At 28.2% G+C, this 17404-nt stretch carries 23 protein-coding genes; 16 read left to right on the top strand and 7 right to left on the bottom strand.

Annotation, left to right across the window (positions count from 1 at the left end):
- Positions 1–54: 54 nt before the first annotated feature.
- Positions 55–729 (top strand): sporulation protein YunB, encoded by a 675-nt coding sequence (gene yunB / locus ABCP60_RS09395; protein ID WP_207733579.1) that lies wholly within the window; start codon positions 55–57, stop codon positions 727–729.
- A 40-nt stretch (positions 730–769) separates the two neighbouring features.
- Here yunB and ABCP60_RS09390 read toward each other — a convergent pair whose 3' ends face one another.
- Together ABCP60_RS09390 and ABCP60_RS09385 are read right to left on the bottom strand one after the other, a co-directional pair.
- Positions 770–1753: a SpoIVB peptidase S55 domain-containing protein gene (locus tag ABCP60_RS09390; protein WP_343101655.1), complete on the bottom strand. Its 984-nt coding sequence runs from the start codon at positions 1751–1753 to the stop codon at positions 770–772.
- Positions 1754–2068: 315 nt separating this feature from the next.
- Complete coding sequence (locus tag ABCP60_RS09385) at positions 2069–2395, bottom strand: hypothetical protein (RefSeq protein ID WP_092923687.1); 327 nt, start codon at positions 2393–2395, stop codon at positions 2069–2071.
- A gap of 203 nt (positions 2396–2598) precedes the next feature.
- Here ABCP60_RS09385 and ABCP60_RS09380 point away from each other — a divergent pair, with 203 nt between their 5' ends.
- The 4 genes from ABCP60_RS09380 to ABCP60_RS09365 all read left to right on the top strand — a co-directional run bounded on the left by ABCP60_RS09380 (position 2599) and on the right by ABCP60_RS09365 (position 6546).
- On the top strand, positions 2599–3435 hold the full coding sequence (locus ABCP60_RS09380; protein ID WP_092923690.1) for an N-acetylmuramoyl-L-alanine amidase: 837 nt from the start codon (positions 2599–2601) through the stop codon (positions 3433–3435).
- Between the two features lie 14 nt (positions 3436–3449).
- Entirely contained in the window at positions 3450–4160 is a 711-nt protein-coding gene (locus tag ABCP60_RS09375; RefSeq protein WP_166505996.1) for a zinc dependent phospholipase C family protein, read from the top strand.
- A gap of 143 nt (positions 4161–4303) precedes the next feature.
- Complete coding sequence (locus ABCP60_RS09370) at positions 4304–5860, top strand: ABC-F family ATP-binding cassette domain-containing protein (protein WP_343101654.1); 1557 nt, start codon at positions 4304–4306, stop codon at positions 5858–5860.
- A 50-nt stretch (positions 5861–5910) separates the two neighbouring features.
- Positions 5911–6546: a TIGR01906 family membrane protein gene (locus ABCP60_RS09365; protein ID WP_166505994.1), complete on the top strand. Its 636-nt coding sequence runs from the start codon at positions 5911–5913 to the stop codon at positions 6544–6546.
- 23 nt (positions 6547–6569) lie between these two features.
- Here ABCP60_RS09365 and ABCP60_RS09360 read toward each other — a convergent pair whose 3' ends face one another.
- The gene (locus tag ABCP60_RS09360; RefSeq protein ID WP_092923702.1) at positions 6570–6833 is read right to left on the bottom strand and encodes a cysteine-rich small domain-containing protein; all 264 of its coding nucleotides are present in this window, start codon (positions 6831–6833) and stop codon (positions 6570–6572) included.
- Positions 6834–6946: 113 nt separating this feature from the next.
- Between ABCP60_RS09360 and hflX the strand changes: the two genes are divergently transcribed.
- The 5 genes from hflX to ABCP60_RS09335 all read left to right on the top strand — a co-directional run bounded on the left by hflX (position 6947) and on the right by ABCP60_RS09335 (position 11653).
- Positions 6947–8242, top strand: coding sequence for a GTPase HflX (gene hflX / locus ABCP60_RS09355; RefSeq protein ID WP_092923704.1), 1296 nt, complete (start codon positions 6947–6949; stop codon positions 8240–8242).
- A gap of 8 nt (positions 8243–8250) precedes the next feature.
- Complete coding sequence (locus ABCP60_RS09350) at positions 8251–8916, top strand: HEAT repeat domain-containing protein (RefSeq protein ID WP_166505993.1); 666 nt, start codon at positions 8251–8253, stop codon at positions 8914–8916.
- Between the two features lie 173 nt (positions 8917–9089).
- Complete coding sequence (locus ABCP60_RS09345; RefSeq protein ID WP_092923710.1) at positions 9090–9527, top strand: NUDIX hydrolase; 438 nt, start codon at positions 9090–9092, stop codon at positions 9525–9527.
- Positions 9528–9668: 141 nt separating this feature from the next.
- The gene (locus ABCP60_RS09340) at positions 9669–10313 is read left to right on the top strand and encodes a YigZ family protein (RefSeq protein WP_166505992.1); all 645 of its coding nucleotides are present in this window, start codon (positions 9669–9671) and stop codon (positions 10311–10313) included.
- Positions 10314–10738: 425 nt separating this feature from the next.
- Positions 10739–11653 carry a DUF2935 domain-containing protein gene (locus ABCP60_RS09335; protein WP_343101653.1) on the top strand — a complete coding sequence of 305 codons (915 nt, stop codon included), beginning with the start codon at positions 10739–10741 and terminating at the stop codon, positions 11651–11653.
- A gap of 29 nt (positions 11654–11682) precedes the next feature.
- Here ABCP60_RS09335 and ABCP60_RS09330 read toward each other — a convergent pair whose 3' ends face one another.
- Both ABCP60_RS09330 and ABCP60_RS09325 read right to left on the bottom strand, forming a co-directional pair.
- Positions 11683–12075, bottom strand: coding sequence for a sulfite exporter TauE/SafE family protein (locus ABCP60_RS09330; RefSeq protein ID WP_166505991.1), 393 nt, complete (start codon positions 12073–12075; stop codon positions 11683–11685).
- Position 12076: 1 nt separating this feature from the next.
- Entirely contained in the window at positions 12077–12445 is a 369-nt protein-coding gene (locus ABCP60_RS09325) for a sulfite exporter TauE/SafE family protein (protein ID WP_195238293.1), read from the bottom strand.
- Positions 12446–12643: 198 nt separating this feature from the next.
- Here ABCP60_RS09325 and ABCP60_RS09320 point away from each other — a divergent pair, with 198 nt between their 5' ends.
- The 3 genes from ABCP60_RS09320 to ABCP60_RS09310 all read left to right on the top strand — a co-directional run bounded on the left by ABCP60_RS09320 (position 12644) and on the right by ABCP60_RS09310 (position 14581).
- A complete protein-coding gene (locus ABCP60_RS09320) occupies positions 12644–12832 on the top strand; it encodes a ferredoxin (protein WP_092923725.1) in 189 nt (62 codons plus the stop codon).
- 139 nt (positions 12833–12971) lie between these two features.
- Positions 12972–13727, top strand: coding sequence for an NAD(+) synthase (gene nadE / locus ABCP60_RS09315; protein WP_166505989.1), 756 nt, complete (start codon positions 12972–12974; stop codon positions 13725–13727).
- A 131-nt stretch (positions 13728–13858) separates the two neighbouring features.
- A complete protein-coding gene (locus tag ABCP60_RS09310) occupies positions 13859–14581 on the top strand; it encodes a YebC/PmpR family DNA-binding transcriptional regulator (RefSeq protein ID WP_092923731.1) in 723 nt (240 codons plus the stop codon).
- A gap of 53 nt (positions 14582–14634) precedes the next feature.
- On the opposite strand, the gene ABCP60_RS09305 is transcribed toward ABCP60_RS09310, so the two are convergent.
- Together ABCP60_RS09305 and ABCP60_RS09300 are read right to left on the bottom strand one after the other, a co-directional pair.
- Positions 14635–14949, bottom strand: coding sequence for a DUF1540 domain-containing protein (locus tag ABCP60_RS09305; protein ID WP_092923734.1), 315 nt, complete (start codon positions 14947–14949; stop codon positions 14635–14637).
- A 92-nt stretch (positions 14950–15041) separates the two neighbouring features.
- Positions 15042–15362 (bottom strand): hypothetical protein, encoded by a 321-nt coding sequence (locus ABCP60_RS09300; protein ID WP_092923737.1) that lies wholly within the window; start codon positions 15360–15362, stop codon positions 15042–15044.
- A gap of 161 nt (positions 15363–15523) precedes the next feature.
- Between ABCP60_RS09300 and ABCP60_RS09295 the strand changes: the two genes are divergently transcribed.
- The 3 genes from ABCP60_RS09295 (at position 15524) to ruvA (ending at position 17352) form a co-directional block, all read left to right on the top strand.
- The gene (locus tag ABCP60_RS09295) at positions 15524–16123 is read left to right on the top strand and encodes a hypothetical protein (RefSeq protein ID WP_343101652.1); all 600 of its coding nucleotides are present in this window, start codon (positions 15524–15526) and stop codon (positions 16121–16123) included.
- Between the two features lie 124 nt (positions 16124–16247).
- Positions 16248–16757, top strand: coding sequence for a crossover junction endodeoxyribonuclease RuvC (gene ruvC / locus ABCP60_RS09290; RefSeq protein ID WP_240294389.1), 510 nt, complete (start codon positions 16248–16250; stop codon positions 16755–16757).
- A complete protein-coding gene (gene ruvA / locus ABCP60_RS09285) occupies positions 16750–17352 on the top strand; it encodes a Holliday junction branch migration protein RuvA (protein ID WP_092923746.1) in 603 nt (200 codons plus the stop codon). The genes ruvC and ruvA overlap by 8 nt, the downstream gene beginning before the upstream one ends.
- The last annotated feature ends 52 nt before the right edge of the window (positions 17353–17404 follow it).

Genomic DNA, 17404 nt, shown 5'->3' with positions numbered 1-17404 from the left:
AATATAAAAAATATGTGATACTTTGTTTGCATAAAATATTATGGGGGTGATATTTTGAATAAAAATAGATATGATTTTAAAAATAGCTTTATTAAAAAACCACTAATAATATTTTTAATTATATCTATATTATCTATATTAATAGGAAGCTTTATATATGTAGATAAAAATTTAAGACCAACAATAACAGTTCTTGCAGAAACAAAAGCAATAGAACTGGCAAACAGATCTATAAATAAAGCTGTTGGAGACATTGTAAAAGATAAGATTAATTATTCAGATTTAATGAATACAAATATGGATTCTCAGGGAAAAATAACTATGATTCAAGCCAACACTATAATGATGAATCAAATAGCTTCAGATGTTGCTTTAGAAATTCAAGAAGAATTAAAAAAGGTAAAATCAACAACTGCATATATACCTATAGGAACAGCTCTTAAAAGTCCCATACTTGCTAAATACGGTCCTCAAATTAAGGTATCTATTGAACCAATAGGAACAGTATCAGTAGATTTTGAAACTAAGTTTGAATCATCTGGTATAAATCAAACTAGACATACAATATATCTTCAAGTTAAGACACAAGTAAGAGTAGTAATACCACTTACAACATCAACTAAAGAAGTTAAAGCTAAAGTACCTATATGTGAAACTATAATAGTAGGAGATGTACCAAATAGCTTTATTAATTTACCAGAAAAAGGTTTACTAAATGTATCTCCTTAAATATAAAGATAAGCCAGGATTAACCTGACTTATCTTTATATTAATTTTCATTCATCCACTTTATATAAACTGCATATCCAAGAGCAGGATTGTTTTCAATAGCATGTGATACAGCTCCGATAATTTTATCACCCTGAACAATAGGAGCTCCACTCATACCTTGAACAATACCACCTGTAAGAGCTAATAAATCCTTATCTACTACTTTTATTTTAAAGGTTTTAGCTTTAGGAGAATGTTGAAGTTGTATATCAACTATTTGTATATCAAATGCATCTTTTGTATAAGAACCAGTTTGTAAGATTATTTGAGCTTTTCCTAGTTTAACCTCATCCAAAGAAGCAACTTTATAAGGTTTTAACAAAGAATCTTTAAATGTAGCTATTTCACCTTTTATACCAAAATCTGAATTATGAGTAAACTCACCAATAACATCTTTTCTAACAGCATTAATGCAACCAACATGACCTCTAGATGACTTGTCGATAGTTAAATCCTTTGTAGTATATATGTTACCATTTTTTATAGGTACTTTTCTCGCCAATCCAATGCTTATAGGATGACCTACAGCTCCAAATCTATTTGTTTTAGGATTAATATAAGTTAGTGTAGCAAATCCACTTATATAATTATTACAATTTATCTTTTCTAATTCGTCTTTAGTAGTTTTAAATGAAAAAGTATTTTCTCCTCTTTTTACAAGAACAACTACCTCATCTTTAATAGATAAATTAGACAATAAATCTGTAAAATCTTTGTAACTATTAATCTTAGTTCCATTAACTTTTAAAATTGAATCTCCAACACAAAATGAAGAACCTTCAATAAAATTTTTAACAACTAAATTTTCTAATTCAGCATCTATCTGGATTAAATTTCCCATAGGAATTAGATAATCTTCATCTTTTTGGATAGAATGTGAATAAATTAAATTAGTTGAGAGAAAATATAATAAAAATGATATAAATAAGATAAATTTTAACTTTGATAAACTTTTATTTTTTAAATCTAAAAACTTATACATAAAACACCTTCTTTCTGTCTATACTTGATTGATTTTGGTGCCTTAATAATATATTGCGCACTAATTTTCTTTTAATCCTTGTAAAATAGAAGCAATATAGTTTTAGATTACATAAATAAATAATTAATCAATAACATAGAAAAAAATACTTTTTTAAAATATAAATACATAAGCAAATAGCAATATAAAAACAAAAAGTATTTATTTATAGTTCATAACGTAGGATATTATTAATAATAAAATATAAAATAATTACAGTTAAAATATTTACATAAAAAATATACACAAAAAAATAAAAACACTATACAAAAATTGTTAAGTGTTTTTTCTTTTTACTTTTTTATAAACTTTCCTTTTATAAGATTTATTTCTAATTTTTTTAGTAGGTATATTAGTTATAGCAACATCTGGAATAGGAGATGGAACTGGTTCTGAGTCATCTTCTGAAAAGCATGCTTCAACTGATGAAATTAAAGCAAGTTCATCAGACAATACTGCAAAAAAAGAAGCTAAGATACTCAAATCTTGAGTATCAAACTCCTCTGCAAGGGCAATGGATATAGTTGAAGCTAACACTATATAATCAACATAACCAAATTTACATAGTCTAGGCTTATTTTTATCATTACACTTATCATTCATTTTTATAACCACCTCCTATAAAAGGTCATATAAATATATATGAGTTCAATAAAAAAATAAAACCATAATATAAAAGTATAAAAAATTTCAAAAAGTAAAATATGTAATATTTAACTAAAAATGAATATAAGAGTACATTTAATGTAAAAATATATAAAGATATTAGTTTTAATATAAATTGAAATTTAGGAAGGTGTATGTAGTTGAAAAAATATAGAATATTAGTATTATCCATAATGACCATAGCAATTATAATAATATTTACTTCAAACCCAATGAGCAATTTAAATAAAGGGACAGGTTTAATAGGTAACATCATAAAACAAAATGAACAATCTAATGATGAAAAAGAAGCAAAAGATAATAAAGTTAATGACAATAGTACAAAAGAAAAGAATAAAGCTGATCAAAAAGAAATATTAATATGCATAGATCCAGGACACCAAGAAAAAGGAGATAGAAGGCCAGAACAGGTAGCTCCTGGTTCGGGTCAAACAAAGGCAAGAGTGTCATCTGGTGCGACGGGTGTTTCAACAAAAAAACCAGAATACATATTAAATTTAGAAGCATCCATGGTTTTAAAGCATATATTAGAGGGTAAAGGATACAATATAGTGATGACTAGAGAATCTCATAATGTTAATATAAGCAATGCAGAAAGAGCTCAGTTAGCAAATGATAAAAATGCCAAAATGGTAATTAGAATTCATGCAGATAGTATAAGTAATCCATCAAAAACAGGAGCGTCGATTTTAATACCAGCTAAGGATGGTAAATATACAACTTCAATATACGAAGAAAGTAGTAAGTGTGCAAATTTAGTACAGGAAAAGATGAAAAATGATGGTATAAATATAAATGGTATATTTGAAAGAAATGATTTGACAGGATTTAATTGGTCTAAGGTACCAGTAATTTTAATAGAAATGGGATTCTTAAGTAATCATAGTGAAGATCAGATGATGTCAAATCCAGAATATCAAAGAAAGCTTATGCAAAGTGTAGCTGACGGGGTGGAAGAGTATTTTTTGACTAATTAGATTAGGTGAGGACAATGAAAAAAAAAATAGAAGGTGTTTATGCCAAAGCACTAACAAATACTTTTAAGTTTGTAAATCCAATAAAAAAAAGTATAATAAAAACAACTTGTGAAGTACATTTATTTATAAATGAAAATTCACTAGAAATATTAAAAAAAGAAGGAAGTTATGAAATATATAATTTTTTTAAGGAATATGTAAATGATATAGAAAGAGGTCTTGTATGGGCAGATCAAGACTTTAAATCATACCACCATTTTTATAATCCAAAAGAAGGTAAAGGTAAGTATGGGTATGAAGATAATGCTCTAACAGTAGCTATAGGATATTACGATAAAGCAAAGAAATATTTTAAGGCAGGTAATTACACAAGAAGTATGTTTTTCTTTGGAGCAGCGTGTCATATAATACAAGATTTGACAATACCACAACATGCTAAAGGAAGGCTTTTAGATAATCATAGACAGTTTGAAGTGTATGTAAAAAATAACTATAAGAAAATAAAGCGATTTAAAGCACATGAAGAGCCTATTTTATTAAATAGTATAAAAGAATATGCTGATTATAATTCAATGTATGCCTTAAATGTTGACTATATGTATAAAAATGTCACTGACTTAAATACAAAATTTTATTTGATAGCAGTAAAAAGTATAAATATAGCTCAACGAACTACTGCAGGATGTATGGTAATGTTTTTTGAAGATGTAATGCATTTAAACTAATTAAAGAAGAGAATGTTCTAGTATGAATTTTCATAAAAGAGCATTCTTTTTTTATAGATGCTAAAGGTTTGCTATTTACTTGATTTAACTTTAAAAAGAATATATTATATTATAGAATGTAAAGATAAAATAACAAAAGAGGTGTGAAAATGCTAGTAGTAGAAAATGTAAGTCATGGTTTCGGAGCGAGGACTATACTAGAGAATGTTTCATTCAGATTAAGAAAAGGTGAACATATAGCTTTAGTAGGAGCCAATGGAGAAGGAAAATCAACATTTTTAAATATAATAACTAAAAAACTTATGCCAGACGCAGGTAATATAAAGTGGTCATCTAGAGTAAGTGTAGGTTACTTAGACCAGCATACAGTACTTGAAAAAGGTAAAACTATAAGAGATATATTAAGAGATGCCTTTAAGCCTATGTTTGATTTAGAGCAAGAAATGTTAGCTATGTATGATAAAATGGGAGAAGCTAATGACGATGAAATGTCAAAGCTTATGGAAGAAACAGCTGAGATTCAAACAATATTAGAAAATAGTGGATTCTATATGATAGATGCAAAAATTCAAGAGGTAGCAAATGGTTTAGGTCTTGGAGAAATAGGGTTAGATAGAGATGTTACTGATTTAAGTGGTGGGCAAAGAACAAAAGTACTTTTAACTAAGTTGTTACTTGAAAATCCAACTATATTAATACTAGACGAGCCTACAAACTACCTAGATGAAGAACATATAGTATGGTTAACAAGATATCTACAAGAATATGAAAATAGTTTTGTATTAGTTTCTCACGACATACCATTTATAAATAATACATGTAATGTTATATATCATATGGAAAGTGGAGAATTAAATAGATACAAAGGTAACTATGATGAGTTTATGAGACTTCATGAAATTAAAAAGCGTCAAGAAGAACAAGCTTATGATAGACAAGTTGAGGAAAGAAAGAAATTAGAAGACTTTATAGCTAGAAATAAGGCGAGAGTTGCAACTCGTGGAATGGCTAATAGTAGACAAAAACAATTAGATAAAATGGAAATATTAGAAAGACCAAAGGAAAAGATAAAGCCTACATTTGGATTTAAAGAAGCAAGAACTCCAAGTAGATTTATATTTGAAACAAAGGACTTAGTATTAGGATATAATGAACCATTAACAAAGCCATTAAACTTTACACTAGAGAGAAATCAAAAAATAGCTTTAAAAGGTATGAATGGTATAGGGAAGTCTACACTTCTTAAAACATTACTTGGTATAATAAAACCATTTGATGGTGAAGTTAAGTTAGGAGATTACTTAGAAGTTGGATATTTTGAACAAGAAAGCTCAAGAGAAAACACAGCTACTCCAATGGATGAAGTATGGGCGGAATTCCCAGGCCTTACAAACTTTGAAGTAAGACAAAATCTTGCTAAATGTGGTCTTGCTAATGAACATATAACTAGCCAAATGAGAGTTTTAAGTGGAGGAGAAGCAGCTAAAGTTAGATTATGTAAAATAATGTTAAAAGATATAAACTTATTAGTTCTTGACGAACCTACAAACCACTTAGACGTAGAAGCTAAAGATGAATTAAAGAAAGCTATAAGAGAATTTAAAGGAACTGTATTATTAGTATGCCATGAGCCAGAGTTTTATAGTGATATAGTTGATGATGTATGGAATATAGAGGACTTTACAACTAAAATAGTATAATTATGTATTTAAGAGAATAGAGTATTTTATAAGACTAAGGGGTATGATTAATGAAAAAGATTATAAATATAATATTTTCGTTGTGCTTTAGCATATTAATAATAACTGGTGTAATAAAATTTACAGTAGGTTTTAAGCCTTTATACTACTATGATGTAGATAAGCTTAATATAGTAGAATTAACTAATATGTCTAAGGAAGACATAAAGTTAAATTATGACTATTTAATAGAGTATATTACAAGTAAAAAAGAAAATGATTTTGAAATGCCTACTCTAACTTCTTCAAAAGAAGGTAAAATACATTTTGAAGAAGTTAGAGAAATATATCAAAATGTTAATAAAATATTTAATGTATGTCTTATAATTTCTGTATTAGGAATTGTTTATAACATAAGAAATAAAAATATAAGATTTTTAAATTTAACATCAATATTATTAATAATTATGCCAGTTGCGTTGGTTATACCTATAGTCATAGATTTTGATAGCAGCTTTGTTGTATTTCATAAGCTATTATTTGACAATGACTATTGGATATTTGATCCAATATTAGATCCTGTTATAAAAATTTTGCCAGCAGAATTTTTTATGAATTCAGGTTTGATGATATTAGGTTTGATATTAGCATCTAGTATAATTATTCAGGGTATATATAGACTTTTAAAAAGAAAGAGAGAGCAATAGTATTATGCTCTCTCTTTAGTATATTACTCTTTTTCACTAGCTACTTTAATAATATCTTGAAATTTACTCATAATATAGTCATAGTTGTTTTTATTATGAGGAAGTAGACACTGAGAACAATCTTTTATACCTTTGTCTGTATATCTAAAATTTCCACCACAGTTTTTTCCTAGAGCGTATAAAGGACAGTAGCAAAATAAACAATTAAATTCCTCGGGTTTATTAGTTTTATGACAAGGAAAATACTCGCAATTTTTATGGTTAAAAAACTTATAATTTTCACTCATGAGACGAACCTCCTAATTAATTAAACTAAGATAATTATACTAAATATTTCTATTAGTGGTATAATAAAAACATTAAAATCTTTGGAAAATCAGTAAGATAATGAGGTGTTATAATGGAACATATAGAAGAAAAAAAACAAGAAAGAGCCTTGCTTGTAGGACTTAATATAACTTCTACAGCAAAAAGAACAGATGATATAGATATAAATGAATCAATGGAGGAATTAAAAGAACTTGCAAAAGCTGCAGGAGCGGAAGTTGTAGGAAGTTTAATTCAAAATAGGCAATCAAGAGATTCTGCATTTTATGTAGGAAAAGGTAAAGTAGAAGAAATAAAGGCATACTGTGAATCTTTAGATGCTACAATGGTAATATTTAATGATGAATTATCAGGTGCTCATATAAGAAATATAGAAGAAATAGTAGGCATAAAAATAATAGATAGAACTACTTTAATACTTGATATATTTGCACAAAGGGCATTAAGTAAAGAAGGTAAACTTCAAGTTGAACTAGCTCAGTTAAACTACAGACTTCCAAGATTATATGGAATGGGTGGCCAAATGAGTAGAACTGGTGCAGGTATAGGTACTAGAGGACCAGGTGAACAAAAGTTAGAAATAGATAAGAGAAATATACTTAACAAAGCAGCTGACATAAGACGTGAACTTAGAGAAGTTAAAAAAATAAGAGAAACTCAAAGAGTACAACGTATAAAATCAAATATACCTATAGTTGCACTTGTGGGTTACACTAATGCAGGAAAATCAACATTATTAAATGAATTAATAAAAACACATAAAGATTATGAAGCTGAAAAAGAAGTATTTGCAAAAGATATGCTGTTTGCTACTTTAGATGTAACTTTAAGAAAAGCAGTACTTCCAAGCAAAAAAGAATTTTTAGCAGTAGATACAGTTGGATTTGTAAGTAAACTTCCACATGATTTAGTAGAGGCATTTAAAGCAACTTTAGAAGAAGTTCAATATGCTGATTTAATACTTCATGTAGTAGACGCTACAAACTCAAATTATGAAATACAAATGAAAACAACTGAAAAAGTTCTTAAGGAATTAGGAGCAGATAATAAAAATACAATACTTGTATATAACAAAATAGACAGATTAGACCTAGATATATACCCTAAAAACAGAGATGATGTAGTATATATATCTGCTAAAAAAGGTGTGAACATGGATAAGTTATTAGAACTTATAGAAAATGCCCTAAGTGAAGCTACATATCAAGTTAAGCTTTTATTACCTTATGAAAGAGGAGATATATTTAGTAAACTTAAAAATAAATATAATGTAGAAAATTTTGAATATGTAGAAAATGGAATAACAGTTGATGTTAATTTGTTAGAAGAGGATTATAATATATATAAGGAGTATATATTAGAAAAGTAGGTAATAATATGAATATAAGTTGGGACAATATAGGCAACTTAGAGGACCATTATATAACTTATCTTCTATACAAAGAATCTAAAACAGTTTCTCAAATCAGTAAAATAAGAAATATATCAGTTACAGAGGTAAATGACCAATTAATAAAGGCAAAGCTAGAAATAAAATCAATGTTAAAAGAAAAAATTGAGTTATCAAAAGACATAATAGACAAATTTTTAGGGAAAAACAAAAATGACAGATTAGATTTTATAAGTAGCCTAAGTGAAGAAAATTTAATAGACTTTAAAAGAAAGCTATACAAAAGAATACTGACAGAAAAAAATGCAGAAGACTTAATGATATTGATTTGGACAACAGGAGAGCTAAAGGATGATAGGTTCCTAAAATTACTACATCCTCTTACAAGTCATAGACATTCGGACGTAAGAAGAATAACATATTCAGCCCTTAGGAAGATAGAATCACCTAAAAGTAGAGAGTACTTACAAAGGGGATTATATGATACCAATCCTCAAACTAGACAATACTGTGCAAAAGCACTTGCTAAAATTGGAAATGAAAATAGCTTAAAGATGTTAAAACAACTAAAAAGCAAAAAACAATTTGAGAAAGACTACGTATTAAGAGCATATGAAGACGCTATTTATAATTTAGAAAATATAGATAAATAACTTAACATAAAGGAAAAATATTTTACATATAATTAACAAATTAGTTATTTATCTATAAGACATTAAAAACCTAACATTAGAAAATCTAATAAAAACTTTGAAACATTACTTTTTAAGCAAAATATCTAAAAATTTATTACATGCTATAGAAAGTTAAATAGGAGGGGTTTTAAATGATAGTAAGACATTGTGCTGGTGGAGTAGTATTTTATGCAAATAAGGTTCTTTTGATAAAAAACGATAGAGGAGAATGGACACTTCCAAAAGGTAAAATATTTAATGGTGAACTAAAAACAGAAAGTGCAATATTAAGTGTAAAGCAAGAAACAGGTGTAGAAGGAAAAGTTTTAGGGGTAGCCGGAGATAGTATGTATGAATTTTTCTCTAGAAGCAGACAACAACAAGTATGCAACTCAGTTACTTGGTATATAATGGAAACATCAGATACTAGTTGTGTATTAAATAAAGAATTATTAGATGGTGGATTCTTTAAGGTAAAGGATGCTATAGAACAACTAACACATAAAAAGGAAAAATCATTAGTAGAAATATCTTATAAAAAGTACAAAGAATTAAAAAAAGAAGTAGTTGAAACTAGTGCAAGTATATAATATATATTAAATATAAATAAGAGAAAGGGTTTAGCCCTTTCTTTTTTGATTTATAATAGCTTATTCGATATAATATATTATAAAAAGTATAAAATAAAGTTAGTAAATTAAGAACTAATATTTAGATAGATGGAGGCTTTTATGAGTACATACAAAACATTGCATGAATTTGGAATGGATGAAGTTATAATAGAAAAATCAACTTTTATAGGGTATGCAAAGCCTATAAAAACAGAAGAAGAAGCAGTAGAATTTATAAACGAAATAAAGAAAAAGCATAAGGATGCAACTCACAATGTGTGGGCATATACAGTGGGAAAAAGTATGAACATACAAAGATATAGTGATGATGGAGAGCCGCAAGGAACAGCAGGAATACCAAGCTTAGAAGTTATAAAAAAAGAAGATTTAAGGGATGTGGTAGTTGTTGTTACTAGATACTTTGGAGGAGTTAAGCTAGGTGCAGGAGGACTTGTTAGAGCATATACTAAAGGTGCTAAGATAGGCCTTGAAGCTGGTAAAATTATAGATAAGGTTATGTATAAAGAGGTTAGAATAAAGATAGATTACAATCAACTTGGAAAAATACAAAATGAGATAATGAACATGGGGTATTTTGTAAAAGATACTATTTATGAAGATAGTGTTGAGATGATAGTTTATTCAAGACTTAATGAGGTTGATGCACTTACATCAAGAATGACAGATATAACTAGTGCTACGGCAGATATAACATTAGGTGAGGAATTTTATTTATCAGAAAAAGATGGTCAAATAATAATTTAGTATATATTAAATTGCCATATAAAAAAACTAGTTTTAATCTAGGTTTATTCACTAATTCTACATTTTAAAAATCTTATAATATAAGAGGTTATTATAACTTTAGCTTATTGTACATCGGTTGTTTTTTTAATTGGAGAATCTAAAATAAATCCATAAATAATTTTAGTGATATTCTTATAAAACAAATAGAGTAAGTATTTTGACTTACTCTATTTTTATATACTAGAGTATTAATATGTAAACTTTTTATTGATATTTAATTATTATGAGCATAAAGAAAGATGTAATACATTAATTATAGAATTTTTACCTTGATTAAAATATTGACCAAAATTTTAATTTGTAACTTAAGGGAATTAAATTTTCTATTCACTAAGTTATATTTAAATGCATATTATAGATAAAAATGATTTTTAGGAGGAAATATGATAAACGATCAAAAGTATGCTATTTTATCTCTTGAATTACATCTATTTTTTGCAAGGATAATGAAAGAGCACTCTATTTTTTTAGCGGCCGGATTTACACCTAAAAACTCAGACCTTGCTAATGAGGCAGAACATTACAAAAGGGAATTTGAAAAATTACTATCATTTGCAGTGAGTGCTAGTAATGGAATAATTAGACCTAATGTCTTACAATCTGGAGAAATTATTACTAACTATACATTAGGTACAGAAGGAAAGACACAAAATTTAACAGGAATAGAAATAGACCAAAATATAACTAGATCAGAATCAAGGCTACGTAGTGGAAATAATCCTAATGTTAGCGCTAATTTAGTAAATTATGTAGGTCAACTTAATGACAATGCAAAGAGATTACTTAAGGGACTTATTGGTTTTAAGGAAAGATTATTAGATGGAGTATTATCTTGTAACTTGTTTACAGTTAACTACCCATTACTTATTGAACATATACTTCGTGAGGCAAAATTATATCTTTCATTAGTGGAAGATCTTGATAATAGAGTTGATATTGATTCTAAAGATGCTAGAGAAACAGAGTTATTCTGGGATCAAATAATGATGGAACATGCACTATTTATAAGGGGACTACTTGATCCTTCTGAAAATAACTTAATTGAAACTGCAGATGAATTTTCAGATGATTTTGAGGATTTAATAGAAGATGCAAAAAATATGATGAATGCAACGATAAATAGTATTACAAATAAAACATTAAATCAAACTATTCAACTTAGAAACTTCAAACAAGCAGGAACAGAGGGGATTGCAAGTTGTAAAATAAGATCTATAATACTTCCACTTCTTGGAGATCATGTATTAAGAGAAGCTAATCATTATATAAGATTATTACAATCTTATCAAAACATGTAAATAAAAAAATGAGTTCTATTTATTAGAACTCATTTTTTTATTTTCTTAAAACTACATTTACAAGATTTAGGAGGGCATTTTATACCTTTGTAAATCTCTAAACATCCTATGGATAAAAGGAATACTCCAAATATTTTTCTAAGTAGTTCTGATGAAAGGTGGTTAGCTACTAGAGAACCAATAACAGCACCAATAACACCGAAGGTTGCAATTGGAATTATAAGTTTTAAAATAGTGTTTTTATTTTTTATATGAACCATTAATGCAAATATTGTCATTGGAATTGAAGAAAGTAAGTTTATGCTTTGAGCTATCTTTGGATCAATATTTAGGAATAAGATTAGGGCTGGTATTAAAATAGTTCCGCCGCCCATACCCATTCCACCTATTATGCCACCTAAAAATCCTATCAAATACAGCAATCTAAAACACCATCCTTAAAGATGCAATAATCATAATAAGCCCAAATGAAATCCGTAAAAAACGCCCAGTTACTTTACATAAAAGCTTAGCACCTAATATTCCACCAATAACACTTCCTACAGCCACTTTAAATGTAAGTTCAAGATCATAGGTACCATTAGAAATATATACAACAGAGCTTGCACTTGTAAGAAAAACTATTATCGCCAATGCAGTAGCATGGGACTTGTGTTCTTCAACCTTTAATATGTTGTTTAATATAGGAACTAATAAAGTACCTCCTCCAGATCCAAATACCCCATTTATAAACCCTGTTATAAGACCTATTAATGTATTTTTAATATTAAAATTAAAATGTTTATTTTTCATTATAATCACCTTTTAAAGATAGCTTTTACAGAAATGCTAAATTATATTTATGTAATATATAATAATTAAGAGAAAATAATTTTGAATTTTAATTTATATATATGGTTATACTATGATTAAACGAGCTTAAATACCTTCAATTAGAAGGAGAAATTCAGAAAATCATCTGAAAATATATTTATGTAGGAGAGTTCAATTATGAAAGCAGTAGTAGATAAAGATACATGTATATCATGTGGCCTATGTCCAACTATATGTCCAGAAGTATTTTCAATGGACGATGATGGAAAAGCAGTAGCAATAAGTGGCGAAGTTCCAGAAGGTGAACAAGATGCATCTAAAGAAGCTGAAGAAAGCTGTCCAGTTGATGCAATAAGCGTAGACTAATTTAAAATAAAAAATCCATCTATTTTTAGATAGCTATTTAAGTAATTAATTAGTTCTAAATAGATGGATTTTTTTTATTTATAAACATATGATATAATGAAAATATACAAAATATGTAAAGTGTGGATAGGAGATAAATATGAAAGATATAAAGTTAAAGATAGACAAAACTGTAGAGTGGTTAAGGGAAAAAGTTAAGGAAGCTAATAGTAAAGGCTTAATTGTTGGAGTATCTGGTGGGATAGATTCAGCTGTAGTAGCTTACCTTATAAAAAAAGCATTTCCTGAAAATTCTATGGGTGTAATAATGAGCATAAAAAGCAATCCAAATGATAGAGAAGATGCCCTTAAAGTTATAAATGGATGTGGTATAGAATTTCTTGACTTAGATTTAACACAGCCGCAAGATTTAATATTAAGTACAGTAATAAATTCTCTTAAAGAAAAGAATTTATATAAAGAAGATTATTTAAAAATGACAGATGCAAATTTAAGAGCGAGAGTTAGAATGAGTACTGTATATACAGTGGCAAACAATTTAGGATACTTAGTAGTAGGAACAGATAATGCGGCGGAAATACATACAGGTTACTTCACAAAATATGGAGATGGAGGAGTAGATTTAGTGCCGTTATCAAACCTTACTAAAAAAGAAGTATACGAGTGGGCAAAAGTATTAGGCGTACATAAAGATGTAATAAATAAGGCACCATCAGCAGGTCTTTGGGAAGGACAAACTGATGAAAATGAAATGGGTACGACTTATGATATGATAGATGCAGTAGTGGAAGGAAGGTTAGATGAAGTTCCACAAAAAGATAAGGAAATAATCGACAGACTTCACAGAGTGAGTGAGCATAAAAGACACACGCCAGCAGGTCCTCCTAAGTTCTAATTTACTAATTTAAATATATATGCTAAAATTTACGAGTAATAATAAATTTATGAGAATTTATTAAATGATTAGAAATATATATATATTTCTAAATAATATAAAATTAATCATACGTAGTAAGGAGTGAAAGTATGGGACGTATAGGAAACATAATAAATAGAAAAGGTAAGCAAGATGCCAAAAGAGCAAAGATATTCACTAAGCATGCTAGAGCAATAGCTGTTGCAGCTAAAGAAGGTGGAGGAGATCCAGAATACAATGCTACTTTAAAAACTGCTATAGAAAAAGCTAAAGCTGATAATATGCCAAACGACAACATAGATAGAGCTATAGCTAAAGGAGCAGGCGGTGGAGCTAACGAGAACTATGAGACTATAGTTTATGAAGGATACGGACCAGGTGGAGTTGCTGTTATAGTTGAAGCTTTAACAGACAACAAAAACAGAACTGCTGGTAACGTAAGATATTATTTTGATAAAAACGGTGGAAACTTAGGAACTAGCGGATGTGTATCATTTATGTTCGATAAAAAAGGACAAATGTTAATAGAAGCCACTGATGAAGTTTCAGAAGAAGAATTAATGGATGCTGCTCTAGAAGCTGGTGCAGAAGACTTCATAACAGAAGAAGATGGATTTGAAGTAATAACAGCTCCAGAAGACTTTACAGCTGTAAGAGATGAGTTACAAGCTAAGGGATATGAATTTATATCTGCTGAGGTAAAATTAATACCTCAAACTACAACAGTATTAACTGATGAAGAACAATTAAAGTTCATGGAAAAATTAGTTGATATGTTAGAAGAAGATGATGATGTTCAATCTATAGCTCATAACTGGGAAATCGAAGAATAATCTATAAAGATAAGAGCCTAGGCCAAAATATTTGGTCTAGGTTTTTTATGTATTTATTTGCATTTAAAACTAGAACAATATGTTTCAGATAACTCATTTGGTCTAGGCGTTTTAGAAGTAACAGCTATATTATTAAGTGCACATATGACACCTGCATTATGAGTACATGTTTTAACATTACATCCTATAAATGAACATGGATGATCATTATTAGAACTAGATAAGTTATCACTAGACTCTACAAAGGAACTACAACAAGTATGAGTGCTTGTATGAGATTTTTTGCCATTAACAGCAATTTTATTTGCATAACACATTCCGCTATCATTATGTGAACAATTTATTACATTACAGTTTACACTAGACATAAAATTAACCTCCTAATAAATTAATAAATCTATTAGGAGTATTTCCAAGAATAAGGAAAATATATCATTATTTAACAATAAAAATAAATATATTAGTTATCGTGCATAAATAATTGATCAAAATATTGAGTATCCATAAGCGCTTTTGCAACCAATGTTGATGATGATGGATAGCTTTTTATAGGTGGCCATATAACAAATAATTCTTTTTCAAAATCATATATAGTATATTTTTCTCCACGTGTCATGATATCAGAAACTTTAGCAGTTAAGCTTTTTATCTTTAAAAAATCATCTAAGGTAAGGTCATAAAATATAGATGCCTTATGTTGTGGTTGTTTTAAAAGTAAAATGTTTTGCTTAAATTCTATAAAATCAAGTCTATCGGAAATTTCTTTAACGTATGAACTCACATAAATACCCCCCTTATAAATAAATTTAATAATGATATATATAATATGTATAAAAAACAATTAATGGGACAAAAATTCAAATATAAATAATTACTAAAAATTACCTAAATATAAAAGATTTTATATCTATAACAATAAATTATGTAGAAGGAGGTATTTTAATGTTTGAAAGAAGAGACCCATTTAATTGGAAAATACCTGTTATGATAATAGCAGGAGTGGTTGCTTTAACAGGTGGTATTTATATAGGAGTAAAAACTAATAGTGCAGATGCTCAAAAAGTGAATGCTAAAGAAGAAATAAAAAAAGAACAAAAGGTTAAAGAAGTATTTGGTTTGAGTAAGGATTGTGAAATATGGGTTCATAAGAAAAATGAAGATGGCAGCGAATCAGATAAGAATCCTATGATGGTAGGAACAGTAGATAAATCATTAGTAGAAATGAATGAGAAAGAAATAAGAGAATATTTAAAAAATAAATATCCAGAAAGGGAAGTAGAAAAAATAAGTAAATATGAGATAGTTTTATCAGAAATTCAAACACATAAAGATGCATCTAGAAGCAATAAGTATGCTTTAGAAGCAGATGATGATCTTATAGGACTTTATAAATATGATGATGATGGAAATCGAGAATTAGTAGAGGATACTCAAATACATATAAATTCACTTCCAAAATCAGTACAAGAAGAAATTCAAAAGGGAGTGGTCGTAGATTCACAGGAAGAAGCTTACTCAAGACTTGAAAACTTCGGAAGTTAATGAAATAACCACAACGTAGTGTATATGTTGTGGTTATTTTTGTAACGTAAATAAAACTTATGCTATAATGTATAAGAACATAAGTTTTATTTGAGTTACAAAGATTAATGGGAGGAAGTTTTATTTGATAATACTAGGCATAGACCCAGGAATAGCAATAGTTGGGTTTGGAATAATAGAGTATAAAAATTCGAAATTTAGAGTAATAGATTATGGAGCAGTTACAACTCCTGCAGGAATGGATACATTAAAAAGATTAGAACTTGTTTATAAAGGAATTGATTTAATAATAAAAAAATACAATGTAGATGAAGTTGGAATAGAGGAATTGTTCTTTAATAAAAATGTTAAGACGGCTATAAGTGTAGCACAAGCTAGAGGAGTAACCATGCTTGCTTGTTCACACAATAATAAGCCTGTATATGAATACACACCTCTTCAGGTTAAACAAGGTGTAGTAGGATATGGAAGGGCACAAAAGGCACAGGTTCAGCAAATGGTAACTTCATTTTTAAACCTAAAAGCAGTACCAAAGCCAGATGACGTAGCAGATGCTTTAGCAGTTGCAATATGTCATGCTCATGCCAATAGATTGGAAAAAACATTAAAAAATATAGGGGGTAAGTATGTATAGTTATATAAAAGGAACAATAGAAGAAATATATTTAGACCATATAGTAATAGATAATAATAATATAGGATATAAAATAAATGCATCATCAAACACTATAAAAGATTTAGAAATAGGAAGTATGGCAAAGATATATACAAAACTTATAGTAAGAGAAGATGATATGAGTCTTTGTGGATTTTCAACAAAAGAAGAAATGCATATGTTTGAATTATTAACATCTGTATCAAAAATAGGTCCTAAAGTTGGACTTGGTATATTATCTTTTGCAACACCAGGACAATTAGGAGCCTATATATTAAGTGAAGATATAGCAAAAATGTCTAAAGCACCAGGTGTAGGTAAAAAGACAGCTGAAAGAATAATACTTGAGTTAAAAGATAAAGTAGATAAAAATAATATAGAATTTGAGCCAACTCTACTTACGCAAGCTCCAGTTGCTATATCAAAAGACGAAGCAGTAGATGCATTACTTGCTCTTGGGTACTCAAGTGCTGAGGCAAAGGAAGCAGTAGATAAATGTAAAAAAGACGGACTTAATACAGAAGACATAATAAAGAAATCACTAACATATCTAATGAGTAAGGCATTAAGATAAATTTATAAAATATGATATATTAGTTGAAAATTGAATCAATGAAGATATTTAA

The sequence above is a fragment of the Romboutsia sp. MSSM.1001216sp_RTP31141st1_G3_RTP31141_220114 genome (assembly GCF_039031195.1).
Classification (GTDB): Bacteria; Bacillota; Clostridia; order Peptostreptococcales; family Peptostreptococcaceae; genus Romboutsia_C; species Romboutsia_C hominis.
The sequence above is the reverse complement of the archived record's forward strand: the minus strand, read 5'-3'. Positions and strand labels throughout refer to the sequence as shown.